The organism is Actinomadura kijaniata, assembly GCF_014138665.1.
Classification (GTDB): domain Bacteria; phylum Actinomycetota; class Actinomycetes; order Streptosporangiales; family Streptosporangiaceae; genus Spirillospora; species Spirillospora kijaniata.
In genome coordinates, this window is the sequence record NZ_JACJIA010000008.1 from 1 (window position 1) to 19,066 (window position 19,066).

Here is a 19,066-nt window from a genome sequence, read left to right on the forward strand (position 1 = left end):
GTGAGCTCATGACGACGCACCATGGCCACCATCACAACCCGGCCCACTGATCAACCTCAGCCAAACACCAAGATCTGCCGGACACGACCTAGGGCACAAAGGCCCCAACGCCCGGGTCTCCCCCGGTGGCTGGGCTGGCGCTGAGATCAAGCAACTCGTAGTAGCCCAAGTCGTTGGACGGGTTTTCCAGGCAACCGCGTCCGTGTGGCCCGATGACGTCTATCCCTACCGGGTTCGGCTGAACGTCCTGGAAATCCAGAAGGACGTACCTGGCCCAATGCTTGGGGCAGCGGCCATGGAGGCGCTGCGTCTGTCGGCTAACAAGCAGGGTTCGCCGGTCCGGCGCCCGGAGATGGAAGCCGTCGACGGTGTCGTCGCCGCTGTGGCCAAGCAGACCGCGGCCACCGAGTCCGTCGACCACACCGCTGACCGATACCTGAACATCGGCGGTGATCTGGACCAGCGGGCTCGCACGCTGGTGCGGCGAGAGCAGCAGCGGCTGCGCGCCCAGAAGTTCGGCAACGCCGAACGGCTGACGTGCGCGTTGTGCGGTCGCACTTTGCCAGCCCGCGTGGTTCACACCGCGCACATCAAGCGGCGTCGAGACTGCAGCTTCGACGAGCGACGGGACTTGGCCAACATCATGGGCGCCTGCGTTTTGGGCTGCGATGTGCTGTTCGAGCACGGTTATCTGTACGTCGACGACACTGGAAAGATCACGGCATCGGCCTCGGGTCTGGCCGATCCAGGGCTGGCCGGCCCTCTCCAGGAGAGGATGGGGCAGAGCTGCGCCGCCTTCGGGCCTGACAGCCGCGGTTACTTCGCCTGGCACCGCACCCACGTTGCCCAGGAGCCAGCGTGATCGCTACCGACCCCACCGCTCCACAAGCCCTGACGCCGCCGGAGTCTCAGGTGCCGTGTGTGTGGAGCGGCCGCGTGGCCGAGCTGGCCGAGTGCCTGCAGCAGCCGACGTTCCTGCAGAAGTGCATCGAGCGCTACCAGCAGGTCGGGTTCGGAGTCGTCGACGACGGCGAGTACGGCAGTTGGGAGCGGAGTTGGCCTGTGCTGGTGGAGGTGCTGCTGCGTGCCGGGCTGGATCAGATGCAGGTGTATCTGGAGTTCGGCGCGGCGGGTGGCGCCCAACGGATCGACGCCCTGGTGCTGGCCACCGCCTCCGACGGAGCACCCGCGCTAGTGGTGATCGAGCTCAAGCAGTGGCGCGGGGCCCAGGTGCTGTCGCCACACCTGGTGCGTCGCTCCGACGGTGAGGAGGTCATGCACCCGGCTGCCCAGGTAAGCAGTTATCTGGCGTTCCTGCGCCACTGGTTCGAGGCCGGGACCACCGCAGTGCAGATCCGGGGCCTAGCCTTCCTGCACAACGCCCGCACTGCCGACGTGCAGCCACTGCGCGACAGCCGCAACGAGCATTGCCTGGAAGTCCCGATTCTCAGCAAGGACGACCTGGATGTGGACACGCCGCCGACGCGGCTGGCCGAACTGCTCCTGATGGCCGATCTGCAGCCGCCCCATGACGAACGGATCCAAAAGTTCGAGCGGGCCCGATGGGTTCCGTCGCGGCGCCTGCTGGACAGCGTCGGCGCCATGCTCGAAGGCGACCCGTCCTTCGTACTCATCGGAGACCAACAGCATGCCCTGGTGAAAATCTTCAACGTCATCGACACGGCCCTGCAGGAAGGATCATCAGCCGTCGTCGCGGTGACAGGCGGACCCGGTAGCGGCAAAACCGTCATCGCCACCCGCCTGCTGGCACGCAGCATGCGCGATTCGCGGCTGGACGTGCGCTACGCCAGCCCCTCAGGCACGTTGATCGCGCAGCTGCGCCGCAGCACCCGTCAGCAGGGGGCCGACAACCTGTTCACCTATCCCGACCAGGCCGTCGGCAGGAAAACTGCAGGAGCCCGGATGGTGGTCTTGGATGAAGCTCAGCGGCTCACCAGGATCGATCGCGGTCCCAGCGTGCTGCAGAAACTCGTCCAAGCGGTCTCGATCGTCGTGTTGTTCCTGGATGAGCGGCAGATCATCCGCCCCAACGAGGGAATCACCCTCAGCGAGGTCGAGCAGGCCGCCGCCGAACACGGCGCGCGAATGCATGTCCTCTCCCTGGCAGGAACCTTCCGCACCGGAGGCTCACGCGCCTACGCAGCCTGGGTCGACAACCTGCTCTACGGCACCCCCACCCCATGGACAGGGGCCGATTTCGACTTGGCCCTGGCCACCGATCCTCCACAACTACAGGAGTGGATCAACCATTACGCCGCCGCAGGGGCTCGCGCCCGCATCGCCGCCGGCTTCTGCTGGCCATGGAAACGTGACCAACGGAAACTCCTGCCCGAGGTGAATATCCCCTGGCTCGATCAGCACGGCGCCGAGCAGACCTGGACCGCCCCCTGGAACGCCGTCAAAGCCATCACCGGCGATACCACCGCCCCCGCCAGCAAATACTGGGCAACCGACCCTGGAGGCCACCAACAAGTTGGCTGCATCTATACCGCCCAAGGTCTGGAGTACGACTACGGTGGTGTCTTCTTCGGTCCTGACCTAGTACGCCGTGGCGGCACCTGGCAAGCGCACCCTCAACACAGCCACGACCCCTCGATGAGGAACCTCACCTCGCAGCAGTACCTGCCGCTGGCTCTCAACATCTACCGCGTCCTGCTCACCCGCAGCACCCGAGCCATGCGCGTCTACTCCACCGACCCCGAAACCCAACGCTTCCTCAAAGCACACCTTGCACTCGCCAAAAAGCAAGGTTCGTCGATCTAGAGCCATGAAAGACCTGCAGGTCAGCAGCATTCCCTCCACACGAGCGGAGGTGGCCCAGAAATGATCCCTGTCGGTGTTGGTAGCGCCAGCGTTCTCTCCGCGCAGGCGGAGGTGGTCCGGCCCTCGAACTCCTCCAGAGTCAGGGGCTTGTGTTCTCTCTGCGCAGGCGGAGGTGGTCCGTTCATGACCGCGGTATCGGTGATCGCCGCCGCGTTCTCTCCGCGCAGGCGGAGGTGGTCCGGGGAATGATGTTCCTCGTCACCGGACCGGTCTGTTCTCTCCGCGCAGGCGGAGGTGGTCCGCAAACGTGACCGCCGGGACCATCCCGAACACCGTTCTCTCCGCGCAGGCGGAGGTGGTCCGGAGGAGCGGGGGCGTTCGCGTGCCGGGCGTCTGTTCTCTCCGCGCAGGCGGAGGTGGTCCGCTCTACGACCGGGAGCAGGTCAACATCGCCGTGTTCTCTCAGCGCAGGCGGAGGTGGTCCGTTGACCGGCTTCTTGGCGTAGTCCTGCAGGCGGTTCTCTCCGCGCAGGCGGAGGTGGTCCGCCGGGGTCGTCTTCGTCGGCCGGTCGGGCGGCGTTCTCTCCGCGCAGGCGGAGGTGGTCCGCTCCCAGCGGCGCCCGGCGCGGTCGGTGAACCGTTCTCTCCGCGCAGGCGGAGGTGGTCCGCTCCCAGCGGCGCCCGGCGCGGTCGGTGAACCGTTCTCTCCGCGCAGGCGGAGGTGGTCCGTACGTCGCGGCGTGGGCCGACATGATCGACAAGTTCTCTCCGCGCAGGCGGAGGTGGCCCGGGCATAGCCTTCCTTCCCGGACTTGGCGTGTGGTTCTCTCCGCGCAGGCGGAGGTGGTCCGGCCCCGGACCCCGAGGGCATCATGCGCCCGGTGTTCTCTCCGCGCAGGCGGAGGTGGTCCGGGCGGCACCGTGGTCTTCTTCAGTGCCGAGCCGTTCTCTCCGCGCAGGCGGAGGTGGTCCGTTGCGGCTGTCTTGCTTGCCCTCGGGGGAGCGGTTCTCTCCGCGCAGGCGGAGGTGGTCCGTCCAGGAACTCCACGGCGGGGCCGCCGCGCTCGTTCTCTCCGCGCAGGCGGAGGTGGTCCGTCCAGGAACTCCACGGCGGGGCCGCCGCGCTCGTTCTCTCCGCGCAGGCGGAGGTGGTCCGGCGTCGCTGTTAGACATCGGGGGCCTCTCTCAGTTCTCTCCGCGCACACGGGATGGTTTCCGTAGGTGGGCAGGTGATGCGGTCGGCCAGTCCGCTTGCCCCCTTCCCTGCGCACTAGCGATGACCAGCACAAACAGCGCGAGGGCGAGTTCCCCAAACTCATCTGGGTCCCATATGGGTCAGGAAAAGGACTGCAGCCCGCAGGTCAAGTGGTTCTCGGCCGGCCGGTCAGGCCCCCGGTGCCGTCTCGGCCACCACCCGCCCCTCGCTGCCTTCTCCCGGCTCGATCTGCCACCCCGACGGCAGTTCGTGCGGTTGAGACCGGTCCGCCACCCCTAGAGACACCAAATCGAGGACACCACCGACTTCCACGGCACGAAAGATCACAACGTCGCCGACCTTCGCCTCGACAAATACGGCACCGCCGCCGAACGCCACTCCGACGAACACGGCGCGCCCGTCGAACTTCGCCTTGCTGAACCGGGCGTCGCCGTTGAACCTCACCTCGTCGAACCGGGCATCACCGCCGAACTCCGCCTCGACGAACGTGGCGTCGCCGTTGAACCTCACCTCGTCGAACCGGGCATCGCCGCCGAACGCCACCCTGCTGAATCGGGCGTCACAATCGAACTTTGCCTTGCTGAATCGGGCGTCACCGCCGAACACCGCTCTGCCAAACCCGGCGACGTCGCTGAACACCGCCCTGCTGAACTCGGCGCTGCCGTCAAATTTCGCCTCACCGAACTCCGTGTATTTGCTAAATTCCGCCCTGTTGAACATGCTGAGATGGTCGAATTGTGCCCGCTCGAACCCGGCATGGCCGCCAAACCTCGCCTCGACAAACACTGACATTCCACCGAACACCGCCCCGCCGAACTCGGCGTCGCCGCTGAACACCGCCCCGCCCAAGACAGCTTCGCCGCTGAACACCGCCCCGCTGAACACAGTGTCGCCGCTGAACATCGCTTCCCTGAAGTAAGCGTTGTTGAGATGGCAGAAGGCCAGGTTGAAATCGAGAAGACTGGCACCGGTCAAATCCAAGTCGATGTTGGCCCAATGGACGGTGGCGCTAGGTTGCAGATGGGTGTGCAGGATGCGCTGGGCGGTGAGGCGGACCTGACGTTCCTCGTGCGGGTCGCGGCTGGGCGCAGGGGGCTGGTCCAGGTGGGTGCTGTGGCGGGCGGAGTGATAGCGGCGGGCAGCTTGGCGTTGATGGTCAGCAGAGTCGGTGGTAGCGGGCGGGGTGTAGGGCATGCGCAGGTAGGCGCAGATGATGTTGACGATCGTCTGCTGGTGGTCGGGGTTGGCATTGGCCAGCCGTTCCAGGGTGTACAGGGCGGTCAGGCGCACCGGGGCCTGGTCGGACCCCAGTTGGGTGGCGGCGGCGTTGTACAACTCGGTCACCCGCCGCTCGGTCGCGTCGTGCTGATTGTGGACGTGGGCGTCCTCGGTTAGACGGTGGGCCTCTTCAGCCAGACGCTGGCGGCGATAGGCCATCACCAGCGCGAACAGCGCACCGACCCCGGCGACGGTACCCAGCACGAACTTCAGCACATCCAGCAGTTGCCTGGCTGGCAGGGATTTGGCCGGCTCTAGGCGTGGGAAACCCAGTGCCGCCAGCACCGCGATCATCACCAACGCCAGCCCCACCACCGCGGCGACGGTCGCGGCCGTCAGCGCCCGGCCGATCGGCCACAACCCCGCCCGCCGCTCCAACTCCCGCCGCCCCGGTTCCTCAGCCGGGGCAGGAGTGCGTCCGCTGTCGCCGTCGGCCATACCGGTAGCCCCTCACCGCCTGGCCCACAGCACACCGGGCCGCTCACCTCTCAGACGCGAACGCTGACAAGCTGGTTTGCATCGACCGCTTTCACCGAGCAGGGCGGGTCCACATGCGCGGCCTAGACTTGGCCAGATGGTTCGCGACGGGAGGGCTATCTACTTCATGGGCGATGTGGCGGCGGGAGTCGAGACCACGATCCGCGGTTGGATCGCCTCGGGGGAATACGGCCCTGGAGTCCGCTTGACCATCTTCTCGCGCACCTAGCGTGGCCTGGGCGATCTCCAAAGTTGCGGCGGACGCAGATGCTCCTGGGGTGCAAGTAGGTCGCCGCGTCATAAAGGCGTCCCCGAATCACAACCATCCTCTGCCTGGGCGGGGAGCACGCCAGCGCAACCATCACCGAGCCTCTTTGACGAGGTTCACCACCGCGCGTGCGAGGGTGCAGGCGCCCTCGGACACCAACAGCCGGGCGGTCGGCGGACCATCCCCGTGTGCGCGGGGAGCACGAAGTCGTGGCTCTTGAGCGATCGTGCTGACTGGGACCATCCCCGCGCGAGCGGGGAGCACTCTTCTCAGCCTGCCAGGCTGAGAAAGCGGACTGCCGAAACCAAGCACTTCGCTTCTCGCATGGGGCAGGCCGTGGATCTGGCCATAAGCGCGCGATCAAGGGGCCGGTGCACCGGCTGTTCAGGAGGTCCGACGCTGCCGGTAAGGGGTGGGAAGTTGACCAGTGAAGGGTTCGGGACCTTGAAGCCCTTGTTCTGTCAGGCATACCTGCCACTGGTTGCCTTCTGCGTCTGACCATCGGACGCGAGCGGCTCGACCGATCTCCACCAAGCCATCAACAGGGTTGCCTTCGAAGTCCATCCGGTGGGTGTCATTCGCCCTGATGAAGGGCGCATGGGCGCGGAACCGGGCGGGCTCATTGAGGTCTTCGCGGACTGGCCAGAGTTCGGCGTGGACGTTGATGATCGGCTGCGCTCCGTGATTGACGATCAATGCCCTCACTTCACTGCGTGTAGGACCTTCAGAGACCACCCAGAAGGCTGGTCCGTCAACCTCCACTAGGCGAGCCTGGGCCAACGCGCGAACCGCTTCGGCTCGTCTTTGCCTGCGTCCTTCCCGACCAGAAATGATCAAGGCTACGATCGCAGCGCCCGCCGCAGCGATCGCCCCCGCCCACTGGCCGACTGCAGCCCAGATCTCAACGGCGTTGACCTCTTGTGTCTGCGCAAGAATCATCTGAACAGTCTGGCTTCTGAAGACACGCGGCGATCGGCAGTTACGCCTACAACTTGGCAACGAGCCGCATCTGAAAACCATGCGTCGTACTCTGGGGTCATGAGCGAGCTGCCGCTGGAGCACACTCCGGAACTGGCCGAGGTTGCCCACGAGGCCGCCGACGAGGGCAAGGTCGTCCACCTGACCGAGCACGGCCGCCGTCTCGCCGCCGTCATCCCCGCTGAGGCGTATGAGCGCCTCCGGCGTCTCCAAGACGAGGACGACCTCCGCAAGGTCCGCGAGGGCTTGGCCGACGACTCGCCCCGTCGCTCCTTCGACAACCTCGACGAGATGATGCGCGCGGCGGGCTTGGACTGATGCCGCGTAACGTCCAGTGGCGCGGCGCCGCCTGGACACAACTCCAGGAACTTCCCGAAGAACTCCGCAGGGACGCCCTACTCGCGGTCGGCGGCCTCATGGCTGATCCGCTTCCTTCTGGCTCCGAAACCTATGAGCCGGCCCCTGACACCTACCGCCTGACGACGGCCTACGTCACGATCTTCTACCGCCTGATCGGCGAGGAGATCGACGTTGTGTACGTCCGTCCGAACACGTGATCGTGCTGGCGCGTCGCGCCATGAGGCAGCCCCTTCTGGGGCTGCCTTTTCTTGTTTCAGGGCCAGCCCCGGTTGTGAGCCGATGTGTCCCGGTGGGACGTGTGGCGGCGATCAACGGAAGCCTCTTAGGTTGAAGCACAGAGGCCACAACGAGGGGAGCCTAGGTGGCGAACAGCGCGAAGGGCCAGGAAAGGCCCCTCACCCGCCAGCCGAACTTCGAGGACGACGGCGACCGGTCGACGGCCTGGATTGTGCACGGGGAACGTCCCATCTACGAGAACCGCTGGGTCACCGTGGCCATGGCCGACATCCAGACGCCCGACGGAGAGCGGTTCGAGCACCACAAGGTGCGCCTGCCCTCGGCGGCGGTGACGGCCATGGTCGACGACAATGACCGGGTCTTCATGATGTGGCGGCACCGCTTCGTTCCGGACGTGTGGAACTGGGAACTGCCTGGGGGCGTCGTCGACGAAGGCGAGGATCCTGCCGAGGCCGCGGCGAGAGAGGTCCTAGAAGAGACCGGCTACCGGCCGACTGGCTCCCTTGAACATGTCGCCAGCTTCGAGCCGATGATCGGCACTGTGCACAGCCCCCACCACGTCTTTGTGGCGAGAGGCGTCGAGTACGTGGCCGAACCAATCGAGAAGAACGAGGCACAGAAAACAGCCTGGGTCCCTATCGATGAGCTGCGTGGGCTCATCCAGCGTGGCGCGATTGCGAACTCCGGGACGCTGGTAGCGGCCCTACATCTTTTGGCTTCCAGAGCTGGACAGTAGCTGTACGCCTCGCCACTACAAGAGCGCGTTGCCGTCGTGGGAGCGAACGAACGGTCCTCCAGAGCGCAGGGCATCCGCCACCCGGGCGGCACGTGCCTCGGGCATCCGGTTAGCTGCTTCTTCCGGGGACAACCACTCAACCTGTGTGGCTTCTGCTGACGGTCCCGCCTCGCCCGACACGGGGCGGCATAGGAACGCCAGGGTTACGACGCCGAGCTTCACATTCTTGTAGACGCCGGTCAGCCGTTCGGGCTCGATCTTCAGCCCCGTCTCCTCGAACACTTCCCGGACGACCCCCTCCTGGGGAGTCTCATCCAGTTCGAGGACACCACCCGGCGGCACCCAGCGTCCGTCGTCAGCGCGCTTGATCGCTAGGACGTATCCATCATCACGAACGACGACCCCGGTGACGCTGACGGAGTGCAGGGGCAGGGCATCACGCTTCACTCTTCGGCCACCCATTCGCCGCTGTCCGCGTCCTTGATTGCGCTTTCGATCAGTTCGAAGAGACTAGACCGGAGAGTGGGGGTGACTGCAATGGTCGCCTCGGAGTCCGCATGGTGTTCCTCGCCAGCCAAACCGACAACGTCGGCCCCGGCTTCCCGGGAGATGATGACGCCTGCCGCAACGTCCCACGGCTTGTTGGACAACGACACACACGCGTCGATCCTGCCTTCGGCGGCCCAGGCCAAGTCGATGGCGGCGGTTCCGAACATTCGGACACGCTGCACGCGATCTGCCAGCAGAGTGGTCAGAGCGAGCCGCCGCCGGTTTTTGGCAGCGGCGTCAACTCCTACCGCGTAGTCGCCGACGGCCACGATCGCGTCCGGCAAGGACTTCGTTGTGCTCGCGGAGATGGCCGCGCCGTCTCTGAACGCCCCATGCCCTTCGACGGCGTGGTACTGGATCCCTTGGAGGAAGGGCAGTTCGATCACCCCGAGCGCTGGCCTCCCGTGATGTAGAACCGCCAGGGAAACAGCGCACAGCGGGATGCCGCGCACAAAATTGGCGGTGCCATCGATCGGGTCGAGCACCCAGGACAGCTCCGAGCTGCCGTCGCCGCCGTCCTCCTCCCCGAGGAAAGCCATGTGAGGCGTCTCGGTCTGCAAGAAGTCGCGGACTGCGCGTTCGACCTTGACGTCCACGTCCGAGGCCATGTCGCGGTCTCCCTTGGAGACGACACGTTCGACGGGATGCTCCTTGATGAAGCGGCTCGCGAGGTCCACCGCGGCCTGGGCGATCGGCAGCAGGTCCTTCAGGTCGGTCATAGACGAACGCTCCGCTCCCAGAGTGAGGTGAACACCTGGCCGAAGATGGGGAAGAGGCCGGCGGTCGGCCAACGCCGCTGGACGAGGATTGTGGGAGAGTCGACTCCCCTTGTCTCGGGGAGGTACGGCTGGACCACGCAGAGCCGTGCGTCCACTGTGATGACGTTGAACCTGATCGTCTCGTCATACAAGGCGATCTGTAGCCGTGCCTGCGCCTCTGGGGAGATCTGGCCGAGAACACGTTGCTGAAGAGTCTGGATGTTGAGAGCGTTCAACGCTGACAGATGGCCGGGAGGGTATCGCTCCTCTTCCTCGCGCCGCTTGATCCCTTCCCCCTCTGGGTCGAGGAACAGGCACCTGATCATCGTTCCCGACTCCAGGAGCGAGCACAGGCTAGGCAAGGAGTACTGCTGGCAGATCAGATTGAGGGAAAGGCCAACAGCGTCGATGCTTTTCGCCCCGTCGAACAAGCGGTGCGGAGGCATGGACGACATGAACTCGGAACGACTCGCGTACACCGCCGTGACGTCGGAGAAACGATCGCTTATGAGCTGTCCGACAAGGTCGACGGACGGTTGGGTGGCTGGTGTCGTGGGTGTTGAGTGGCGGACCAGGCCCGCCGCCACGAGTGCGTCGCCAGGCGGGACGGTCACCGTTTCCCATGCGTGCACCGCTTCGGCGGTCACCGGCCACCCCAGCATGGGGCTGAGCAGCTCCGCGAACTCTTCTTCGGTCAGCTTCGCTTCGGCTCGCGCCGCGGCGAGCTGGCTGCGCGCGAGGGAAGCGACGTCGGGCCGGTAGGCCGCCCGCCCGCGTAGGTCGATGAGCTCGCCGTAGTTCTCCTGGCTGGTCATGGGGGGCTCCAGGTCAAGGCGTTCAGGTACCGGTACGGCGGTTGGTCGATTCACGGTCAGGCGGGGTCTCATTCTCGAACTCCGCCAGGCTCTCGTGCGGGTAGCTCTGGCCCAGCCGTGCGTACAGGTCCATGAGCTGGGTGTGGATGAGCCCAACCTGCCGTCGCAAGCGTCCTAGCTCTGCGTCAACTCGTTCATCACGAGCTGCCTGAATCTCTTCGACCGTTGCTCGAAGCTCTCCGACCTGCTGGGCAAGGCCATCAAGGTCAACCTTCCGGCTTTCCACCTCTTTCGGGGTGGCCTTCACGTACACGCCTTTGCCTGCTCTGCCGATGAGCAGTCCGGCCGATCGAAGCTCGGAGACCGCCCGCCGCGCCACTGTGGTGGACACCCCATAGTCCTTGCAGATCTGTGCGGTTGAGGGGATCGCGTCTCCGACCCTGAGGGTGCCGCTTTCGATCTGGGCGCGAAGCTTGTCGGCCACCTCTTCGTAGGCGGTGCGAGGGATCTCGTCGGTCACGCCCCACTCCTTCCACACATTGCGTCGCCTGGTACGCCCAGTGGACCACACCGGGCGACGGGTTACATCGATCTAACCCTTCAGCCATATGTACATAGTTGAGCAATGTGCATAAGCTCGGACCTAGTCGAGGTTCACCGGACGTCGCCGGATGAACAACTGCACGTGGCCCATCTGCGGGAGGACGAACTACGAGGTCCCCGCGACCCGGTCCACGAGCACCACCTTCGTGCGGCGCTTGCGCTGCCCAGGAGGCATCGACCGGTTTCGGTCGGTGCGGCCTGGAGTGCGTGAGACCCCAGCATCCTCTTGATCCCTGGAGGTGCCGATGCGACACAACGGCCGCCCCCCGATCTACGCCAGCGATCTCCCCATCACCCACCTGGACCTGCGCCTGAAGCCCGAGCCGAAGACCAAGGGCCGTCCCCCCGAGGGCCCGGAAACGCTGATCGTGTGTCCCGACTGCGGTTGGTGGGTGGCCCTCAAACGCCACATGGTCCACCCGCACCGCGACCGGCGCCGCCGTCCCATCGACGGTCGCGTTCCCCGCTGCCCAGGTAGTGGCCAGCGCGTCATCGTCAACATCTCCTACGACACCTGGCGTGAGCAGCTGGCCCAGGTCGTCGCCGACGCCAGCACCCGCCGTTCGGCCCCGCAGTTCACCAAGCCGCGCCCGCCAGTTCCGCCCGCCGTGCACCAGATCGCCCGCGCCCGGGAAAAGGCCTTGGCCGCTGCCTTGGCGGCCTCCGGAACAGAGAATCCGCGATGACCATCCCCTTGCCTCACGCCACCTCGCGCGGTCCCTCGCGCTACCTGCTGACCGATCTGAACACCCGGCTGTGCCTGCACGGGTTCGAGCTGGAGTCGTTCGACTGCCAGATGCTGCTGTGGTCGCTGCCCCGCGCCGAGGGTCCGGATCTGATGGTGGTGCTGGAGCAGGCCGACCCCGACCCGGCCACCTGGCGGTTGGAGCGGTGGCAGGTGCGGATGCTGTTCAACGGCTACGACCCGCTGTTCACCCTGCCGCTGGAGGACCCCGACCTGCTGGACCACATCGACGCCGCGCTGGCCACGCCGTTCTCGCCCATCGGCCGGTGCGTGGTGACGCTGACCAGCGCCGAGGCGGTCGCCTTCGGCGCGGCGGTCCAGTCCCTGCTGGGCACCGCCGCCGACCCGGCCAGCGAGCCCCCGGCCGCTGCGACGTTGCGCACCCTGGTGGGCGAGCTGCGGCACGCCAGCGTCCCCGACGACCGGCCCGCCCTGTCCGGTACCAGCAACGGCACCCCCAGGGACACCGGCACCTGATCGGCTGCCCCCTCCTTCCTTCTCGCGAAGTGCTCCGCCCGGCTTCCCCACGGGCGGAGCACTTCGCGCTTCCCCGCCCCGCACGCCCTGCCCGACCGCGATCGCAAGGAGTTGACGCACCTGATGAACACCACCACCTCCGCCCCGCCGCCGAAGCTGCTCTGGCAGCGAGAACCTGCCGACTGGAACGCCCGGCCATGCTTGGGCACGCCGATCGAGTTGTGGTTTGGCCCCGAGGACGGCCGCCGCGAGTCCCCCGAGGAGGCCGCGGCCCGTGAGGAGGAGGCCAAGGACCTGTGCGCGTGGTGCCCGGTCGTGGAGTTCTGCTTGGAGACCGAGCTGGCGTTGAGCCCCTTCGATCAGCACGGCATCCGTGCCGGGCTGACCGCTGACGAACGCCGCGCGCTGATCCGCCGCCGCGCCCGCCGTTCCGGCCGGGCCACCCGGACGGAGGCCGTGGCGTGAGCAGCAGCTACCGGCCCGCCCTGAACGGCGTTCCCCGCTACACCTCCTGGGACAAGGTCCCGGCCTACCTGTACACCCGCACCGAGCTGGGCAAGCTGACGCCGCCGCGCAAGCCCGCTCCCGGCGCGGTCCCGGCCGCGCAGGTGCTGTATCACGGCAACTGCTACGCCCCGCTGTTCACGCTGGCGGCCACCGTGCCCAAGCGGCCGGTGTCGGCGGCTCAGCGCGCGGCGCTGAACCGGGCGCGCGAGCTGCAGCACGTGTGCCGCCTGTGTGCGCGCCGCGAGGACGAGCCGCTGGGCAAGGGCCGCACCTGCGACCGCTGCCGGGCGGTGCAGGGGGTGTTTCGCCGTCACCACCAGGACGCGATCGACCAGGCCGTCCACCACGTCGGGCAGCTGCGTGATGGCCAGGCGGTGCTGCTGATGGTCGACGACACCGGCGACCCGCACCGCCTGGCAGTCGCCGGACGCGGGATCGCGTTCACCACGACGCTGACCCCCACGCCCTACACCGTGCCGGGCCAGGCCCCGGCCGAGGACGCGCTGCGGGCGCTGCGGATGGTGGCCGCCCGCCTGGAGTCCTGGGGCAACCCCACCCCGACCCTGCTGTGCTGGGAAACCTCCTGGCAGGTGCGCGAGGGGCTGCTTCGGCTCCTGGTCCCCGAACTGCCCTTCCCCTGCTACGGCGACGGCCCCTATGAGGAGGTCAGCGCCCTGCGGGAGGCGGCGCTGTCGGAGGCTCGCCGCCGCGCCGGGAACCTGCCGTGGCTGACCGGCTACAACAACGTGGTTGACCTGCAGGGCCTGTACGGGGCCTGGTACGGCCAGCCGATGCACGGCGAGAGCGACCCGGCCTACTTCCACCCCGACCGCACCCTGCCGCTGCCGGGCGCGATCGGCCATCCGCTCCATGACGTCGCCGCGCTGGCCGATGCGCTGCTGGCGGTCGCCTGCAACGACCGGCCTACCAGCCCGGTCGCCCCGTGGAACACCCACCCTGACGCCATCGCCGACCTGCACAAGGACGGCGATGGGTGAGCACCCGCCGAAGGGAGCTGCCCGATGACCTTCACGTTGTACGACGAGTTCGCCGGGGCGGGTGGCTCCAGCCAGGGCGCCGCCGTGGTGCCGGGCGTGGAGCTGGTGCAGGCCGCCAACCACAACAAGCTGGCCCTGGACACCCACGGCGCCAACTTCCCGCACGTGGACCACATCCTGGGCGATGTGGTGACCACGCCGATCACCCGGTTCGCCCGCGCCGACATCTTCTGGGCCTCCCCGGCGTGCCCGCCCTGGACCGATGCCCGCGGGGTCAAGCGGGATTTCGATCAGGCCACCCCGCAGCTGCCCGGCATGCCCGGCGAGAGCGGCCCAGATGACAAGACCATGCGGGCGCGCAAGCTGATGGAGGAGATCCCCCGCTACCTGCAGCACTGGGCCACCCGTGGTCGCCCGGTGCTGTGCGGGGTGGTGGAGAACGTCATCCAGTGCCGCTGGTGGGCCGAATGGCACCGCTGGCTGGGCGAGATCCGGGCGCTCGGCTACCAGACCCGCGTGATCGCCTTCAACTCCATGCACGCCCGCCCGCCGCGCTCGGAGCGGGCCCCACAGTCCCGCGACCGGCTGTATGTGGCCTACTGGCTGACGGCCCTGGGCCGTCGCCCGGACTGGGACAAGTGGTTGCGGCCCCGCGCGCACTGCCCCGGCTGCGACGAGGCGATCAGCGCGTTGCAGGTGTTAAGAACCCGCGCAACGACATGGGCCGCTACGGCATCCGGCACGGCCAGTACGTCTACCGCTGCCCACACCACTCCTGCCGAGGCCGCATCGTGGAGCCCCAGGCGTTGCCCGCCCTGGCCGCGATCGACTGGTCCCTGCCGGGAGTGCGGATCGGCGAACGCGCCGAGCTGGGCATGGACCCACTCGCCGAGGCCACCCTGGACCGGATCCGGGCGGGCCTGCGCAAGTACGCGGTCCCGATCCTGTCCCCGGCCGGCGGGACCTGGCGCGACCAGGCCGCCCCCGCCACTGCCCCGATGCCCACCCGCACCACCCGCGAGAACGACGGCATCGCGGTACCACCGCAGGGGCCGCCGCTGCTGGTGCCCGTTGAAGGCCGCCCGGGCAAGACCGCGGCCTCGGCGGCGGGCCCGATGCGCACCCAGACCGCCCGCAACGAGACCGGGGTGGCCTGGCCGCCGTTCCTGGTGCCGTTGCGCGGCGGCGGCGACAAACAGCGCGCCTGTGGGATCGACCAGCCGCTGCGGGCGGTCACCTCCGGCGGCAACCACCACGGCCTGGTGCTCGCCGAACCCGCCCTTCCCGCGTCGGTGACCGGCCAGCGGCACCTGCTGGTGCCCTACAACGGCAACGGCCACGCCCGCCCGGTCACCGACTCGCTGGGCACCCAGCCCACCCGCGACCGCTGGTCCCTGGTCACCGGCCTGCCCACCGAGACCGTGGCTGAGGTCGCGGCCGAAGTCGCCGCCGAGGTCGACCTGGACCAGGTGCGGTTCCGGATGCTGGAGCCCCACGAGATCAAACGCGCGATGGCGTTCGCCGACGACTACGTCCTGTGCGGCACCGCCAAACGCGACCTGGTCCGCCAGCTCGGCAACGCCGTCACGCCACCGGTCGCCGAACTCATCGTCTCGGCGCTGGTGGAGTGCCTGTCCGGCGAAGACCTGGACACCGCCTGAACCGCCCCATCCCCCTTTTCAAGATCTGGAGATTTTGTGATGGCCTCTGCCCGCACCGACCACCGAACCACCGACCTCACCGACCTCACCGACCCGACCGACCCGACCGACCCGACCGACGTGCTGTTCACCGGCCAGGACCTGGCCACCCTGTACCGGGTGTTCCGGCTCAACGAGTACGACGACCGCGAGATGGCCAGCGACCGCGTCAGCCGCTACGGCTCCTATCTGCGTCTCAACAAGGCCAAGTTCGCCGACGACTGGACCGACGACAAGGCGATCACCACCAGCGCCGCCGAGTTCACGGCGGCGGCGTGGGAGGTGGCCACCGGCCCGATCATGTCCTCGCCCTACCTGGAGTGGCTGCCCGACCGCATCCGCGACATCGACACCTACTTCAGCGAGGACGACGGCTCCCTGATCGTCCGCATCGAGGTCGCGGTGCCGCGCCCGCCCGAGCTGCTGGCCCTGCGCGGCTGGCGCGAGTGGGACCGCAGCGCCAGGTACGGCTACAGCGGCTACTTCACCCCCGAGGACCGGATGCTCAAGCACGGCCCGGCGATGCTCACCAGCACCCTGCTGCTGATCCGCGTCCCCGACCAGGCGCTGACCCGCCCCCAGGCCGACCCCGACTCGCCGGAGCTGCCCGACACCACCACCGCCAAGACCGCCGTCTGGCGGCTGGCCGAATGGCTGGAGGAGCAGCTGATCGACGTCCTTCAGGCGCTGAAGGCCGCCGAGGCGGGCAACGGATGAGCCGCCTGGTCAAGATCTGCCTGTCGGGCGCGGCGGGCGACGTGGCAGGTGTGATCGACCAGATCAGCGCCGGGCTGGACGTCGCCGACGTCTCGGCGCCCTACCCCAACCGGCGTGAGGACGGCGTGCGCCGCTACCTGACCGTCGTCGTTCCCGACGCCCCCGCCGACGCCTCTGGCGACGGCCGCTGAGCTATCGCCCAAGGTTCGGGCCCTGGCCGGTGTGTCCGCACCGGTCAGGGCCCTTTTGCTCGATCCCATCCAGCTCGCTCCTGGAGGAACCGTCCATGTCCATCATGACGCGGTCGGTGCCCGCCTGCACCCGACTCCCCGACCGTCCCGAGCCGCCCGGCCCGGCCTGCCTGGCCTGTCACGACACCGGGCAGATGTGGAACCCGCCCGCCGGGCCGATCCCGTGCCCGCTGTGCACGCCCCCGCCCGTCCGCCGCGCCGACATCGCGGCGCGGCCGGGAGGTGAGCACCGATGATCCACCCGGTGTTCGACGCCAACGGCGTGCCCGACCTGACCCGCTTGAACGAGTGGACCGCCACCTGCGACCACTGCACCCTCGCCGCGTCGGCGGCCGACATCGACCCGTGGCTGGCCGGCCCCCGCGTGGAGCAGGCGATCTACTGCCCCGACTGCATCCCCGAGCTGGCCGCCCGCCTCATCGACCCCCTCTTCCGCCCCGCCGGCCTGCCCGGCCTGGTCTACGACCTCACCCAGCAGGCCCGCCGCCTCCCGCACCGGGCCCGCCCGACGGCCCGCCGCCTGGCCCGCACCCTGCCCCTCCCCACGGTCCGCCGCCACGGCGGCCCCGCTCGCTGATCCCCTCCCGCCCGGCCTGCGCTGACAGCCCCGGCGACCCGATCACCGCAGCGCTGCCCGGCGACTCCCGCCTGCTTTCGGCCGGGCCGTTGCCGCCCGCGTGGCAACGGCCCGGCTTCTCCCCCTTTTCCCTGTTCACCTGCGAGGTGCCCCATGTCCTTGAACTCCGCCCTCACCGGCGCGCGACCGATCGACCAGTCTCCCGATCCCGACGGCCTGACCCTGGCCATCGAGGCCTACCGCGTGGAGCGGCACCAGGCGGCCGTCACCGACACCGCCGCCCTGACCCGCAAGCTGGCCGAGCTGGACATCACCCCGATCGCCACCGACGACCTCACCGAGCCCGACGACCCCAGCGACACCGACTGGGAAGACGGGCTGGTGGGCGCCCCGATGCACATCGAGGCCGACGGCACCGTCACCACCCTGATCGCCGCCCCCACCTGGCACACCACCCTCGGTGGCGAGGCAGTCGCACGCGGCCGCTACGTGTGGGCGTGCGCCCGGCAGGGCTGGCTGTGGCTGCGTGCCTCCGACGCCACCGGCCAGGGCCTGGGCGACGCCGGACCGCTGGAGACCCTGGCCGACGTCGGCCGCGCCCTGGTCCAGGGCCCCACCCACCCCTTGTGCGTCTCCCCGCCCACGCCCGATGGTACGGCGGCCCCGTGCCTCCACCTCCTGGTAGAGGAGGCCCTGCCCTTCTGGGGCGCTGAGGTGGCCGAACCGGTCAGCCCCACCGGCTGGTAGCCCCGGCGACCGTCATGACCTCCCCCGCCGACGCCGTGTCCGCCACCGCCGTCCCCTCGCTCGCCTCGTTCGGCCGTGTGCCGGCGGGCGGGCGACCGGGGTGCTCGCCGTGGCCGACCCGGTCCTGCCCTCACTGCAACGGGTCGCTGGACGGCGGCCCCACCCACTTCTACTGCACCCCCTGCGGTCGCGGCCTGCCCGCCGCCGACCTGCCCCACGAGACCCACCGCCCCCTGATCCGCCACCAGGAGAACCAATGATCAACCTGCGCAAGACCACCCCGCCCCGCCGGGCCGACCAGGCCCGCACCGGGGTCACGTTCGTGCCGCCCACCGGCCACTCCCTGACCCCCCTCACCGGCAACGACCCCTGCGACCAGATCAGCGACCTGTGGCGGCTGCACGAGCAGTCCACCGCCGCCCGCCGCCACCGCCTGGCGGCCCACATCGCCCTCGCCGCCCTGGTCACCACGATCGGCATAACCCTGGTCATCACGCTCCCGCCGCAAACGCGGTGGCAGCTGCTGACGACGGCCGCGGCCTTGTACGGGCTCTACCGGGCCACCACCACGCTGTGGGACTGGACCGCCCAGCACTACCGGTGGCCCCACACCTGGGACCCCACCACCGGATTCGGCTACCGGCCGCAGCGCCGCTGGTACGCCCCCGGCCAGACCGTCCTGCTCACCACCAACACCAACGACACCGACACCCTGACCGACCTGCCCGACCACATCGCGCACGTGCTGTGGTGGATCACCGACCCCGCCATGGACCAGCCGTGGGTGGTCATCCACCGCGACACCCAACCCGCCCAGGTCGTCCCGCTGAACCGCCTGGCCCCACTCCCGGTCCAGCCCGACCGCACGGAGGCCCGACGATGACCACCTCCCGCAACCACACCCCCGATCTCGCCCCCGACCCCGCGCCCGACACCGAACAGCGGCGCGGCCTGATCAGCTACCTGCTGGCCCCGGTCGACTTCTCCCCGATCGACATCGTCCTGCTCACCGGCATCGCCGCCGGGAGCGCCTGGCTACTCCTGGACCGCCTCCTCCACGTCCGCCTCAGCGTGACGGTGATGTTGACGCTACTGGTCGCCCTGCTGGCCTTCAGTCAGTTCCGCGCCGTGCGCATGCGGCGCCTCGCCCAGCAGGACCCCGACGAACCCGCCGACGGCAGTTCCGCCAAGGACACCGCCGAGCCCGACCGGCACGCCGACGAGTCCTCGGACCTCAGCGCGCCCGGCCTGGCCAAGCGGCCCCCGGCCTGACCGTCCCCAGCGACCA

24 protein-coding genes and 1 CRISPR repeat array are annotated in these 19,066 nt (G+C 68.5%); of the genes, 18 read left to right on the plus strand and 6 right to left on the minus strand.

Translation table 11 applies throughout. From position 1 onward, the window contains the following. The first annotated feature begins 295 nt into the window (after window positions 1-295). Both HNR61_RS27375 and HNR61_RS50105 read left to right on the plus strand, forming a co-directional pair. The gene (locus tag HNR61_RS27375) at window positions 296-862 is read left to right on the plus strand and encodes a hypothetical protein (RefSeq protein ID WP_182846081.1); all 567 of its coding nucleotides are present in this window, start codon (window positions 296-298) and stop codon (window positions 860-862) included. Then, the gene (locus tag HNR61_RS50105; RefSeq protein WP_182846082.1) at window positions 859-2,784 is read left to right on the plus strand and encodes a DNA/RNA helicase domain-containing protein; all 1,926 of its coding nucleotides are present in this window, start codon (window positions 859-861) and stop codon (window positions 2,782-2,784) included. The genes HNR61_RS27375 and HNR61_RS50105 overlap by 4 nt, the downstream gene beginning before the upstream one ends. A 90-nt stretch (window positions 2,785-2,874) precedes the next feature. Further along, a CRISPR array of direct repeats spans window positions 2,875-3,940; the repeat unit is 29 nt; unit sequence GTTCTCTCCGCGCAGGCGGAGGTGGTCCG. Window positions 3,941-4,168: 228 nt separating this feature from the next. Here the strand turns inward: HNR61_RS50105 and HNR61_RS49415 are convergent. Then, entirely contained in the window at window positions 4,169-5,716 is a 1,548-nt protein-coding gene (locus HNR61_RS49415) for a pentapeptide repeat-containing protein (protein WP_182846083.1), read from the minus strand. A 691-nt stretch (window positions 5,717-6,407) separates the two neighbouring features. After that, the gene (locus HNR61_RS27390; protein WP_182846084.1) at window positions 6,408-6,962 is read right to left on the minus strand and encodes a hypothetical protein; all 555 of its coding nucleotides are present in this window, start codon (window positions 6,960-6,962) and stop codon (window positions 6,408-6,410) included. 99 nt (window positions 6,963-7,061) lie between these two features. Between HNR61_RS27390 and HNR61_RS27395 the strand changes: the two genes are divergently transcribed. The 3 genes from HNR61_RS27395 to HNR61_RS27405 all read left to right on the plus strand — a co-directional run bounded on the left by HNR61_RS27395 (window position 7,062) and on the right by HNR61_RS27405 (window position 8,334). Further along, on the plus strand, window positions 7,062-7,319 hold the full coding sequence (locus tag HNR61_RS27395) for a type II toxin-antitoxin system prevent-host-death family antitoxin (RefSeq protein ID WP_182846085.1): 258 nt from the start codon (window positions 7,062-7,064) through the stop codon (window positions 7,317-7,319). Further along, window positions 7,319-7,558, plus strand: a complete 240-nt coding sequence (locus HNR61_RS27400) for a hypothetical protein (protein WP_182846086.1) — start codon at window positions 7,319-7,321, stop codon at window positions 7,556-7,558. Before HNR61_RS27395 ends, HNR61_RS27400 begins: the two co-directional genes overlap by 1 nt. A 164-nt stretch (window positions 7,559-7,722) precedes the next feature. Continuing rightward, window positions 7,723-8,334 carry an NUDIX hydrolase gene (locus HNR61_RS27405; protein WP_376770277.1) on the plus strand — a complete coding sequence of 204 codons (612 nt, stop codon included), beginning with the start codon at window positions 7,723-7,725 and terminating at the stop codon, window positions 8,332-8,334. 15 nt (window positions 8,335-8,349) lie between these two features. Here HNR61_RS27405 and HNR61_RS27410 read toward each other — a convergent pair whose 3' ends face one another. From HNR61_RS27410 to HNR61_RS27425, 4 genes are read right to left on the minus strand one after another with little or no spacing between them, the layout of a single operon-like run. Then, entirely contained in the window at window positions 8,350-8,796 is a 447-nt protein-coding gene (locus HNR61_RS27410) for an NUDIX domain-containing protein (protein ID WP_182846087.1), read from the minus strand. Next, a complete protein-coding gene (locus HNR61_RS27415) occupies window positions 8,778-9,602 on the minus strand; it encodes an inositol monophosphatase family protein (protein WP_182846088.1) in 825 nt (274 codons plus the stop codon). The genes HNR61_RS27410 and HNR61_RS27415 overlap by 19 nt, the downstream gene beginning before the upstream one ends. Continuing rightward, window positions 9,599-10,456 (minus strand): DUF5919 domain-containing protein, encoded by an 858-nt coding sequence (locus HNR61_RS27420; protein ID WP_182846089.1) that lies wholly within the window; start codon window positions 10,454-10,456, stop codon window positions 9,599-9,601. Before HNR61_RS27420 ends, HNR61_RS27415 begins: the two co-directional genes overlap by 4 nt. A 22-nt stretch (window positions 10,457-10,478) precedes the next feature. Next, the gene (locus HNR61_RS27425; protein WP_182846090.1) at window positions 10,479-10,976 is read right to left on the minus strand and encodes a GntR family transcriptional regulator; all 498 of its coding nucleotides are present in this window, start codon (window positions 10,974-10,976) and stop codon (window positions 10,479-10,481) included. A 328-nt stretch (window positions 10,977-11,304) separates the two neighbouring features. Between HNR61_RS27425 and HNR61_RS27430 the strand changes: the two genes are divergently transcribed. The 13 genes from HNR61_RS27430 (at window position 11,305) to HNR61_RS27490 (ending at window position 19,050) form a co-directional block, all read left to right on the plus strand. Then, complete coding sequence (locus HNR61_RS27430) at window positions 11,305-11,745, plus strand: hypothetical protein (protein WP_182846091.1); 441 nt, start codon at window positions 11,305-11,307, stop codon at window positions 11,743-11,745. Beyond that, window positions 11,742-12,281 carry a hypothetical protein gene (locus HNR61_RS27435; RefSeq protein ID WP_182846092.1) on the plus strand — a complete coding sequence of 180 codons (540 nt, stop codon included), beginning with the start codon at window positions 11,742-11,744 and terminating at the stop codon, window positions 12,279-12,281. Before HNR61_RS27430 ends, HNR61_RS27435 begins: the two co-directional genes overlap by 4 nt. Before the next feature lie 123 nt (window positions 12,282-12,404). Continuing rightward, on the plus strand, window positions 12,405-12,746 hold the full coding sequence (locus tag HNR61_RS27440) for a WhiB family transcriptional regulator (protein WP_182846093.1): 342 nt from the start codon (window positions 12,405-12,407) through the stop codon (window positions 12,744-12,746). After that, window positions 12,743-13,786 carry a hypothetical protein gene (locus HNR61_RS27445; protein WP_182846094.1) on the plus strand — a complete coding sequence of 348 codons (1,044 nt, stop codon included), beginning with the start codon at window positions 12,743-12,745 and terminating at the stop codon, window positions 13,784-13,786. The genes HNR61_RS27440 and HNR61_RS27445 overlap by 4 nt, the downstream gene beginning before the upstream one ends. Before the next feature lie 719 nt (window positions 13,787-14,505). Beyond that, on the plus strand, window positions 14,506-15,447 hold the full coding sequence (locus tag HNR61_RS46960) for a DNA cytosine methyltransferase (RefSeq protein WP_220509889.1): 942 nt from the start codon (window positions 14,506-14,508) through the stop codon (window positions 15,445-15,447). 39 nt (window positions 15,448-15,486) lie between these two features. Further along, window positions 15,487-16,203 carry a hypothetical protein gene (locus tag HNR61_RS27455; protein WP_182846095.1) on the plus strand — a complete coding sequence of 239 codons (717 nt, stop codon included), beginning with the start codon at window positions 15,487-15,489 and terminating at the stop codon, window positions 16,201-16,203. Continuing rightward, entirely contained in the window at window positions 16,200-16,394 is a 195-nt protein-coding gene (locus tag HNR61_RS27460) for a hypothetical protein (protein WP_182846096.1), read from the plus strand. Before HNR61_RS27455 ends, HNR61_RS27460 begins: the two co-directional genes overlap by 4 nt. Before the next feature lie 95 nt (window positions 16,395-16,489). Then, window positions 16,490-16,690, plus strand: coding sequence for a hypothetical protein (locus tag HNR61_RS27465; protein ID WP_182846097.1), 201 nt, complete (start codon window positions 16,490-16,492; stop codon window positions 16,688-16,690). Next, window positions 16,687-17,031 (plus strand): hypothetical protein, encoded by a 345-nt coding sequence (locus tag HNR61_RS27470; protein WP_182846098.1) that lies wholly within the window; start codon window positions 16,687-16,689, stop codon window positions 17,029-17,031. The genes HNR61_RS27465 and HNR61_RS27470 overlap by 4 nt, the downstream gene beginning before the upstream one ends. Window positions 17,032-17,184: 153 nt before the next feature. Then, complete coding sequence (locus tag HNR61_RS27475) at window positions 17,185-17,778, plus strand: hypothetical protein (protein WP_182846099.1); 594 nt, start codon at window positions 17,185-17,187, stop codon at window positions 17,776-17,778. 14 nt (window positions 17,779-17,792) lie between these two features. After that, the gene (locus HNR61_RS27480) at window positions 17,793-18,038 is read left to right on the plus strand and encodes a hypothetical protein (RefSeq protein ID WP_182846100.1); all 246 of its coding nucleotides are present in this window, start codon (window positions 17,793-17,795) and stop codon (window positions 18,036-18,038) included. Next, window positions 18,035-18,661: a hypothetical protein gene (locus HNR61_RS27485; RefSeq protein ID WP_182846101.1), complete on the plus strand. Its 627-nt coding sequence runs from the start codon at window positions 18,035-18,037 to the stop codon at window positions 18,659-18,661. The genes HNR61_RS27480 and HNR61_RS27485 overlap by 4 nt, the downstream gene beginning before the upstream one ends. Then, on the plus strand, window positions 18,658-19,050 hold the full coding sequence (locus HNR61_RS27490; RefSeq protein ID WP_182846102.1) for a hypothetical protein: 393 nt from the start codon (window positions 18,658-18,660) through the stop codon (window positions 19,048-19,050). The genes HNR61_RS27485 and HNR61_RS27490 overlap by 4 nt, the downstream gene beginning before the upstream one ends. Window positions 19,051-19,066 lie beyond the last annotated feature (16 nt).